The organism is Holdemanella sp. DFI.5.55 (assembly GCF_020593575.1).
In the GTDB taxonomy this organism is placed as follows: Bacteria; Bacillota_I; Bacilli_A; order Erysipelotrichales; family Erysipelotrichaceae; genus Holdemanella; species Holdemanella hominis.
Window position 1 is genome coordinate 18,303 of the sequence record NZ_JAJDMK010000025.1, and the last position, 9,074, is coordinate 27,376.

Annotated in this window: 8 protein-coding genes; 7 read left to right on the plus strand and 1 reads right to left on the minus strand. The window is 33.8% G+C overall.

Translation table 11 applies throughout. The annotated features are described in order from the left end of the window. Positions 1-3 precede the first annotated feature (3 nt). The 4 genes from LJE08_RS06740 (at position 4) to yfcE (ending at position 3,403) form a co-directional block, all read left to right on the plus strand. Positions 4-405 (plus strand): EamA family transporter, encoded by a 402-nt coding sequence (locus LJE08_RS06740; protein WP_227402775.1) that lies wholly within the window; start codon positions 4-6, stop codon positions 403-405. A gap of 8 nt (positions 406-413) precedes the next feature. After that, complete coding sequence (locus LJE08_RS06745) at positions 414-1,067, plus strand: chloramphenicol acetyltransferase (RefSeq protein ID WP_227402771.1); 654 nt, start codon at positions 414-416, stop codon at positions 1,065-1,067. An 88-nt stretch (positions 1,068-1,155) separates the two neighbouring features. Then, positions 1,156-2,805, plus strand: coding sequence for a diphosphate--fructose-6-phosphate 1-phosphotransferase (locus LJE08_RS06750; protein ID WP_117926498.1), 1,650 nt, complete (start codon positions 1,156-1,158; stop codon positions 2,803-2,805). Between the two features lie 52 nt (positions 2,806-2,857). Continuing rightward, on the plus strand, positions 2,858-3,403 hold the full coding sequence (gene yfcE, locus LJE08_RS06755; protein ID WP_217256607.1) for a phosphodiesterase: 546 nt from the start codon (positions 2,858-2,860) through the stop codon (positions 3,401-3,403). Here yfcE and LJE08_RS06760 read toward each other — a convergent pair. Next, on the minus strand, positions 3,363-4,664 hold the full coding sequence (locus tag LJE08_RS06760; protein WP_227402772.1) for a sodium-dependent transporter: 1,302 nt from the start codon (positions 4,662-4,664) through the stop codon (positions 3,363-3,365). The two genes, yfcE and LJE08_RS06760, sit on opposite strands and share 41 nt — an antisense overlap. Positions 4,665-4,729: 65 nt before the next feature. Here LJE08_RS06760 and LJE08_RS06765 point away from each other — a divergent pair, with 65 nt between their 5' ends. The 3 genes from LJE08_RS06765 to LJE08_RS06775 all read left to right on the plus strand — a co-directional run bounded on the left by LJE08_RS06765 (position 4,730) and on the right by LJE08_RS06775 (position 8,726). Next, complete coding sequence (locus LJE08_RS06765; RefSeq protein ID WP_199593306.1) at positions 4,730-5,452, plus strand: DeoR/GlpR family DNA-binding transcription regulator; 723 nt, start codon at positions 4,730-4,732, stop codon at positions 5,450-5,452. Between the two features lie 63 nt (positions 5,453-5,515). Further along, complete coding sequence (locus LJE08_RS06770) at positions 5,516-7,822, plus strand: formate C-acetyltransferase/glycerol dehydratase family glycyl radical enzyme (protein ID WP_217256605.1); 2,307 nt, start codon at positions 5,516-5,518, stop codon at positions 7,820-7,822. Next, positions 7,785-8,726, plus strand: coding sequence for a glycyl-radical enzyme activating protein (locus tag LJE08_RS06775; RefSeq protein WP_227402773.1), 942 nt, complete (start codon positions 7,785-7,787; stop codon positions 8,724-8,726). Before LJE08_RS06770 ends, LJE08_RS06775 begins: the two co-directional genes overlap by 38 nt. The last annotated feature ends 348 nt before the right edge of the window (positions 8,727-9,074 follow it).

A 9,074-nucleotide genomic window follows, 5' to 3' on the forward strand; every position in this document is an offset into this window, starting at 1 on the left:
TATGTGATTTTGTCAGCTGTATTTGCGAGCCTTACATCAATTTTAGGTAAGATTGGTATTTCTGGAATTGATTCTAATTTAGGTACGGCCATTCGTACAAGTGTTGTCTTAGTTATGGCGTGGCTTATGGTATTTGTGAAAAATAAGCAGTCCCAAATAAAAGACGTCGATCGAAAAGAACTCTTGTTTATCATCTTATCTGGTTTTGCAACAGGAGGATCTTGGCTATGTTTCTATCGTGCTTTACAGGATGGACTTGCAAGCATCGTTGTGCCAATTGATAAATTGAGTATACTTGTAACAATTGGTTTTTCTCGTGTTGTATTTCATGAAAAGCTATCAAGGAAGGCATTACTAGGTTTAATTTTGATTACAGTGGGTACTGTAACTATAACGATGATATAGGAGATTTTATGTGTAGATATAAGAAGATTGATTTAGAAAATTGGTGTCGTAAAGAGCATTATTTGTATTATACAAACAGTTTAAATGTTGAAGTGAATATGACGGCCAATATTGATGTGAGTGAGTTATTAAGTTTTTGTCATACAAATGGATATAAATTTTATCCAACGTTGATTTATTGTGTGACTAAAGTGTTAAATCGAATTGAGAACTTTAAAATGTTTAAAGATAAAAATGGAGATTTATGTGTGTGGGATTCTTTAGTTCCAAATTATACGATTTTCCATGAAGAAGATCATACATTTTCGGATTGTTGGACGGATTTTACAGACGATTTTGGTTCTTTCTACAAGAATATTACTTCTGATATGGAATTAGGTAAAACCAAAAGAGGCATTAAGGTAAAATCGGGCCAACCTGCAAACTTTTATTGTGTATCATGTACACCATGGACTGCATTTACTGCGGTTTCAAGTCGTATGGTCAATGGGGGTGCTGCCTTCTTTCCAATCATCACTGCTGGAAAATATGATGATAATTATCAAATGCCTGTAAATATCACAATTGCGCATGCCGTAGCGGATGGGTATCATATTGGCTTGTTTTTTGAATATCTACAAAAAGAAATTAGTAAGGAATATTTAAATTCAAACCTTGAATAAAGGCCTTGGATGGGGTGCTCTATTTACTTTTTGGGCAAAGTGTTATAAAATTTTTAGTGTAGGTATAAATTGAAAAGGAGATATAAAAATGAATCAATCACCACTTCAAAAAGCTAGATACCAATACAGTCCAAAATTGCCTGGAATGTTAAGAAATGGTATTTCAGAAATCTGTGTTAAGGAAGGAAATGCAACTCAAAGTGTTGCAGACCAAGAAAAAATCGCGGCTTTATTCCCTAACACTTACGGAGAAAAAGAAATTACATTCGAAAAAGGAGAAAATACTTCTGCAGCTAAAAAACAAGTTGTAGGTGTAATCTTATCTGGTGGACAAGCACCTGGTGGACACAATGTTATTTGTGGTCTATACGATGCATTAAAAGCTACTAGTAAAGAAAACGTTCTTTACGGATTTAAAAATGGTCCTATTGGATTATTAGAAGACAACTATGTTGAATTCGACGATGCTTATATCGATGCATACAGAAATACGGGTGGATTTGATATTATCGGATCTGGACGTACAAAATTAGAAACTGAAGAACAATTCGCAGTTGCTGCAAAAGTTTGTGAAAAACACGGAATCACTGCTATCGTAATTATCGGTGGTGATGACTCAAATACAAACGCTGCTGTATTAGCTGAATATTTTGCTGCTCACAATACAGGTGTTCAAGTTATCGGTTGTCCAAAAACTATCGATGGTGACTTGAAAAACGAAGACATCGAATGTTCATTTGGATTCGATACTGCAACTAAAACATATAGTGAATTAATCGGAAACATCGAACGTGATGCAAACTCTGCTAAAAAATATTGGCACTTTGTAAAAGTTATGGGACGTAGTGCAAGTCACGTAGCTTTGGAATGTGCTTTAGAAACTCAACCAAACATTTGCTTAATTTCAGAAGAAGTTGCTGCTAAAAAACAATCTTTATCTGAAATCGCTGACTATATTGCAGATGCAGTTGAAAAACGTTCTGCAAATGGGAACAACTTCGGTGTTGCAATTATCCCTGAAGGTGTAGTTGAATTTGTTCCAGAATTTAAAGCATTGATTGCTGAAATCAACGAATTATTAGCTGGAAACAAAACAGAAGAATTTAATGCATTAGGTAGCTGGGAAGAAAAATATGCATTCATTGAAAAAGGTTTAACTGCTGAATCAATGGCTGTATTCGCAATCTTACCTCAAACTATTCAACAACAATTATTCTTAGAAAGAGATCCACACGGAAACGTACAGGTATCTTTAATTGAGTCAGAAAAATTGTTCTCAGCTTTAGTTGCTGACAAATTAGCTGAAAGAGGATATACAGGTAAATTTAATGCATTACACCACTTCTTCGGATACGAAGGACGTTGTGCATTCCCATCAAACTTTGATGCTGACTATTGCTACTCATTAGGATACAACGCATTCATGTTGATTCAATACGGATATAATGGATATTTATCAAAAGTATCTAACTTATCTAAACCAGCTGAAGAATGGGTTGCTGGTGGTATGCCAATCACTAAGATGATGAATATCGAACGTCGTAATGGCGAAGATAAACCAGTTATCAAAAAAGCATTGGTTGAATTAGATGGAAAACCATTCAAATATTTCGAAGCAAACCGTGATACATGGGCTGTTGAAACTGCATATACTTATCCAGGAGCAATCCAATATTATGGACCAACTGAAGTATGTGATTTAACAACTCGTACATTAGCTTTAGAAAAAGGTGAATAATAAATAAAAGAATGCTTCGGCATTCTTTTTTCTTAAAGGGGAGTGAAATTTAATGAAGTATATGATCGCAAGTGACATCCATGGTTCAAGTTATTATTGTCAAAAACTAATGGATGCTTACAAATACGAAAAACCAGATCGATTGATCTTATTGGGGGATATTTTATATCATGGACCTAGAAATGATTTACCAAAAGATTATGCACCTAAAAAAGTGATTGAGATGTTGAATTCCATATCAGACTCGATTTTATGTGTTCGTGGAAATTGTGATTGTGAAGTTGACCAAATGGTATTGAATTTTCCATGTTTAGCAGATTATTCTGTGTTGGATATAAACGGGCTTTTTATCTATTGTACACATGGACATTTAGAACCTGTTAAATTAAAAATGGGGGATATATTACTAAGTGGACATACACATATTCCTGCAATTGAAGATCGAGATGGTATTATTTATATGAATCCAGGCTCAGTTTCGATTCCAAAAGAAAACAGCCCTCATAGCTATATGATACTAGAGGACTGTGTATTTACTTGGAAAGATTTAGAAACGCTTAGCCAATACCGTTATAAAGAATTCCCAAAATCAAAATAATGATGGCAAGAAATACATAAACATATTTACCTAAGAATTTAAAAGTCGGTCCAACTGGCTTTTTTCTTCCTTTGTCTAATTCTTGTTTTAAAGCATTCCATCCTAAAACATAGTAAATAGTTATGGCTCCAAGTAGTGCTGCAAAAGGAATAATATAGATTGTGACAACATCCATCCATTTACCTACAATATCTCCATTTTCAATACATACCGATATGGCGAATGTGATAATGCCACAAAGTAAAACAGCTTTTTTTCTAGAAATGCGAAAGCGGTGTTGCCAAGACTCACACACAGCTTCAAGCATGTTGATTAAACTTGTGATTCCGGCGAAAGCTACTGAAATAAAGAAGAATAGAGCAAAGAGATTGCCGAGTGGCATTTGTTTAAATACTTCAGGAAGGGTTAAAAACATTAAACTAGGGCCACTAACGGGATCGATGCCAAAAGAAAATACGGCAGGCATAATGGCTAATGCCGCTAGCATCGCAGCAATTGTATCAAATATAGCTGTCTGCATACTTGCCTTTGGAATATCTACATCATCCTTTAAATATGCTCCATATACAATCATTCCAGAACCAGTAATGGATAAGGAGAAAAAAGCTTGTCCCATGGCCATTATCCATGTTTCTTTGTTGAGTAAATATTCCCATCTAGGAACAAACAAAAATTTATAACCTTCGATAGCACCATCAAATAAGCTGACACGAATGGCAAGGAATATAAATAAAATAAAGAAGGCTGGCATTAATATTTTGTTGACTTTTTCAATGGCATTTGTGGCACTTATGAATAACAATAAACAAGTCACAAACAAGACCAAAAAGTGACATGGCACATTCGAAAAGGATTGTGTCATATTCGTAAAGAAAGCTGGAATATCATTTGTGAGTAGTTCGTTTGTGAGTACGCCTTGAATGCTGCGAAATACCCATCCTAAAATGACACTATATCCAATCGCAATCCCAAGAGATCCAAGTAGTGGAAGCCATCCAATATATTTACCAAATTTATTCTTCCAACAATATGTATAAGCACCTAACGTTCCGGTTTTTGCCATTCTTCCTAACGCAAATTCAGCCGATAAGCCAACAAGACCAAATAAGGCGATAAAAATTAAATATGGAATCAGAAAGGCAGCTCCTCCATATTGTCCTAAACGATATGGAAACATCCATATGTTTCCCATTCCTACGGCAGAACCTACACAGGCAAGCACAAATCCTACCGTACTTTTAAAATTTCCGTTTTTATTCATTTGTAGTACCTCTATGTTTCTTAGTATATCACAAAAATGATATAATATTTAAACAGGTGATGAGTATGTTTGTAGAAGAAAGACAAAATTTAATTTTAGAAGATTTACAAGAGAATGGTAAAGTGTTGGTAAAAGATTTAAGTACACGTTTTGGTGTAACACCCGATTTAATTCGTAAAGATTTAGCTTTTTTAGAATCGAAAGGTAAATGTAAAAAGATTTATGGTGGAGCGATTTTGAATCGTTTAAATGTTCATTTAGAGGATGCCAATTCTAGAAAGAGTGTGAATAGTAAGGAGAAACAAAAAATAGCGCAAATGGCTTATGATTTGATTGAACCAAATATGACGGTCTTTTTGGATATTTCGACTACGAATATTGAATTAGCTAAATTATTAGTGTTAAGACCTATTTCAGGTATTACAGTCGTTACGAATATGTTGGATGTAATTCAGATTCTTTCTACAAGTCAAATTCATTCTATTTTTATTGGTGGCGAATTTGATTATGCAAGAAATGGTTTTGTGGGTAATATGTGCGATGAATTTCTTCAACGATTTCATTTTGATTTAGCTTTTTTAGGTGTGGTTGGTATAGATTTAGAGTCCAAAAGTGTTATGACCTATATGCCGAATGATGGTCAAACAAAGCGTATTGTTTTAAAACAATCGAAAAAGGCCTATATGTTGGCGGATTCGGATAAATTTTATCAAATGGGAAATTATGAGTATGCCAAAGTGGATGCGTTTTATGGAATTCTACAAACAATAAAAAATAATAAAAAGTAATAAAGAACTATTGATTTTGATCATAGTTCTTTTTATAATCTAATTGTAGATGGAGGACTTACTATGCTAAATCGTATTTCTATTCTGAAAGATAAAATGTTGTCTCAACCTCGCTTTGTAAGTATTGAGCAAGCTTTGATTATTACACGAACATATCAAGAAAATGAAGATAAATCGATTCCTTATAAGCGTGCACTTTCTTTGTATAACGCGTTAAATGAAATTGAAATTGGTATGGAACCTGAAGAGTTGATTGTGGGAAATCGAACAAAAGGTGTTCGTTATGGTGTTGTATTTCCAGAAAGTGGAATTTCTTGGGTGGATCGTGAATTTGAAACGATTCCAACACGTCCTCAAGATAAGTTTAATGTTCGTCCTGAAGACATTGAGACTTTTCGTAAAGTGATTGTTCCATATTGGAAAGGTAAAAGTTTAGAGGATGTTATTAAGAATCGTTTTGGCAATGAAATTAGTGCAATTTCTAAAGTAGTAAAAGTTAATCAAACCGATCATGCTCAGGGGCATATTTGTCCAAATGTAAAGGAATGGTTAGAACTTGGTCCACAAGGATATATTGATTTAGCTAGAAATCATTTAAAAACATGTTCTGAATCAAAAAAAGAATTCTATGAATGTGTTATTTTAGTGATGCAAGGTGTACAGAAGTTTATGCTTCGCTATCATGAATTAGCTTTGGAAATGAATAAAAAAGATATCGCAAAGATTTGTGAAAATCTAGCTTATAAATCAGCTGCAACATTCCATGAAGCATTGCAGTCATTATGGTTTTTATTTGTAGTGCTACACATGGAAAGTAATGCATCTAGTTTTTCTCCGGGTCGTTTAGATGAAACTTTATATTCTTACTATAAACAAGATATAGATTCAGGTATGTTAAAAGAAAGTGAAGCTTTAGAATTGATTGAATGTTTATGGTTGAAATTCAATGAGATTGTATATCTAAGAAATGCGCATAGTGCTAAATATTTTGCAGGTTTTCCAATTGGATTCAATATTTGTGTTGGTGGACAAGATCAAAATGGAAACGATTTTAGTAATGAATTGAGTCATTTGTTTTTAAATGCACAAGAAGATATTGGTCTTCCACAACCCAACTTATCTGTTCGACTTCATGAACATACGAATGATGAACTGTTAAAACATGCGATTCGAGTTGTTTCAAAAGGAAGTGGAATGCCACAATTTTTCAATGATAAGGCAATTATTAAGGCGATGGAAGATTTAGGTATATCACATTTTGATGCCATGGATTATGCGGTTGTTGGTTGTGTGGAACTTACAACACAAGGCAATAATTTAGGTTGGTCGGATTCGGGCATGTTTAATATGAATAAGGTGTTAGAACTTACTTTGAATCATGGTCGTTGTTTGTTGACGGGAAAACAAATGGGGCCTGATTATGGGTCTTTAAGTACATATACTTCGTTTTCTGATTTAGAATCTGCCTTTGAAAAAATGATGGATTATTTTATCGATAAAATGATTCCATGTTTAGAAGAAGTGGAAAAAGCACATATTGATATTTTACCAACAGCCTTCTTATCAAGTGTCATTGATGATTGCATGGAAAAAGGCATGGATGTAACGCGTGGTGGTGCGCATTATAATTTGTCGGGTATTCAAATGATTCAAGTGGCAAACCTTGCAGATAGTTTGGCGGCTTTGAAAAAGCTTGTATATGATGAAAAGAAAATTGATGCAGCTGGTTTAGAAAAAGCTTTGAAAGAAAATTTTTCAAACAATGAAGTCATGCGCCAGATGTTACTAAATCGTGCACCTAAGTATGGAAATGATGTGGAATGGGTGGATGAGCTGGGTGCAAAATGGGCATTGAGTTTTAGAAATAAATTAAGAAAATATACAAACTATCGTAATGGAGAATATCATACAGGAATGTATACGGTGAGTGCCCATGTTCCTATGGGAGAAAATGTAGGGGCTAGTTGTGATGGAAGGCTTGCCCAAACGCCTTTGGCAGATGGTGGATTATCGGCTGTGTATGGTCGAGATTTAAAGGGTCCTACAGCAGTCTTAAAATCGGTATCGCATTTAGATAATTCTTGTACAACAAATGGTGGCTTATTAAATATGAAGTTTTTACCAGAATTTTTTAAGACGGAATCGGGTATTGATAAGTTTGCGAATTTTATGCGTACATTTGTTGACTTAGAGATTCCACATATTCAGTTTAATGTAGTTCGTAAAGAAGATTTATTAAATGCCAAAGCAAATCCGGATCAATATCGCTCTTTGACGGTTCGTGTTGCTGGTTATACAGCATATTTTACAGAGCTTGCTGGAGAGTTGCAGGATGAAATTATCGCAAGGACAAGTTATGACAACATCTAAAGGGTATATATTTGATATAAAGCGTTTTGCGACACACGATGGAAAAGGAATTCGTACAACGGTGTTTTTTAAGGGGTGCCCACTTCGCTGTAAGTGGTGTCAAAATCCAGAAGGATTGTCTTATTTACCACAAGTCTTGTATATGGAATCCAAGTGTATGCATTGTCTTAGTTGTGTATATGCATCAAAACAGGGTGGAGTTAGATATGTAGATCATAAAATTTGTATTTCAAGAAACGCAAAAGAAGATTGGGATGCGATTTGTGATGTATGTCCTACTTTAGCTTTGAGTATGGATGCCAAAGAGTATACGGTAGAGGAATGTGTTCAGGAAATTTTAAAGGATGAAATATTCTTTAAAAGAGAAGGTGGAGTTACTTTCTCAGGGGGAGAACCCTTTTTACAAAGTGATTTTTTGATTGATTTATTAAAGGCTTGTAAGGAAAAAGGAATTCATACGGCTATTGAAACAAGTCTATATACGGATTTAGAGAATGTAAAACGAGCTTTACCTTACTTGGATCAGATTTATTGTGATTGTAAATTATATGATGAAAATTTGCATAAACAATATACGGGTGTTTCAAATGAAAAAGTATTAAAGAATATTGCGTATTTACTTCAGAGTAATAAAAAAGAACACGTGATCGTACGTACGCCTTTAATTCCGACAATGACTGCTTCTTTTGAGAATATTTCTTCTATATCAAGATTTTTGGTTTCTTGTTATGAAGATGTTCATTATGAAATCTTGAATTATAATCCTCTGGCCCAATCTAAATATGCGTATTTAGATATGGAGTATTGTTTTAAAGAAAATCCAAAAATGTATTCTAGTGAAAAGATGCAAGAGTTCTATGATTGTGCAAAACAAAATGGTATAAAGAATCTAGTTATCGATTAAGGAGCGTAGGCTCCTTTTTAAATTAAATTATATTTTTTTATATATGAAAGTAGCCCGAAATTTTCTTTCTTTCTTTGAGAAAAGTAAATGAAATGTGTTGTTGTATAATTGTAAATGTTGAGACGATTCGTGCAGGATTTAATATCGATTATCCATTTATTTATAGTATTTTATGTATTTCAAGTCAGCATTATATGACTTGTGTGTAAACAATGTGTTAATGATTTATTTAAATAAATTCACAAATTTTTAAAAAAAATAAAAAAACATTTGACGAAGCGAAAAGTATTTGGTAATATAGATGAGCACTGCTGAGGTGCAGATGATCTTTGAAAACTGAACAGGAAA

Excerpts from the sequence above, each read along its gene's own strand:
- LJE08_RS06745 (WP_227402771.1), top strand. The coding sequence starts at position 414 with ATGTGTAGATATAAGAAGATTGATTTAGAAAATTGGTGTCGTAAAGAG.
- LJE08_RS06750 (WP_117926498.1), top strand. The coding sequence starts at position 1,156 with ATGAATCAATCACCACTTCAAAAAGCTAGATACCAATACAGTCCAAAA.
- yfcE (WP_217256607.1), top strand. The coding sequence starts at position 2,858 with ATGAAGTATATGATCGCAAGTGACATCCATGGTTCAAGTTATTATTGT.
- LJE08_RS06760 (WP_227402772.1), bottom strand. The coding sequence starts at position 4,664 with ATGAATAAAAACGGAAATTTTAAAAGTACGGTAGGATTTGTGCTTGCC.
- LJE08_RS06765 (WP_199593306.1), top strand. The coding sequence starts at position 4,730 with ATGTTTGTAGAAGAAAGACAAAATTTAATTTTAGAAGATTTACAAGAG.
- LJE08_RS06770 (WP_217256605.1), top strand. The coding sequence starts at position 5,516 with ATGCTAAATCGTATTTCTATTCTGAAAGATAAAATGTTGTCTCAACCT.
- LJE08_RS06775 (WP_227402773.1), top strand. The coding sequence starts at position 7,785 with ATGAAATTATCGCAAGGACAAGTTATGACAACATCTAAAGGGTATATA.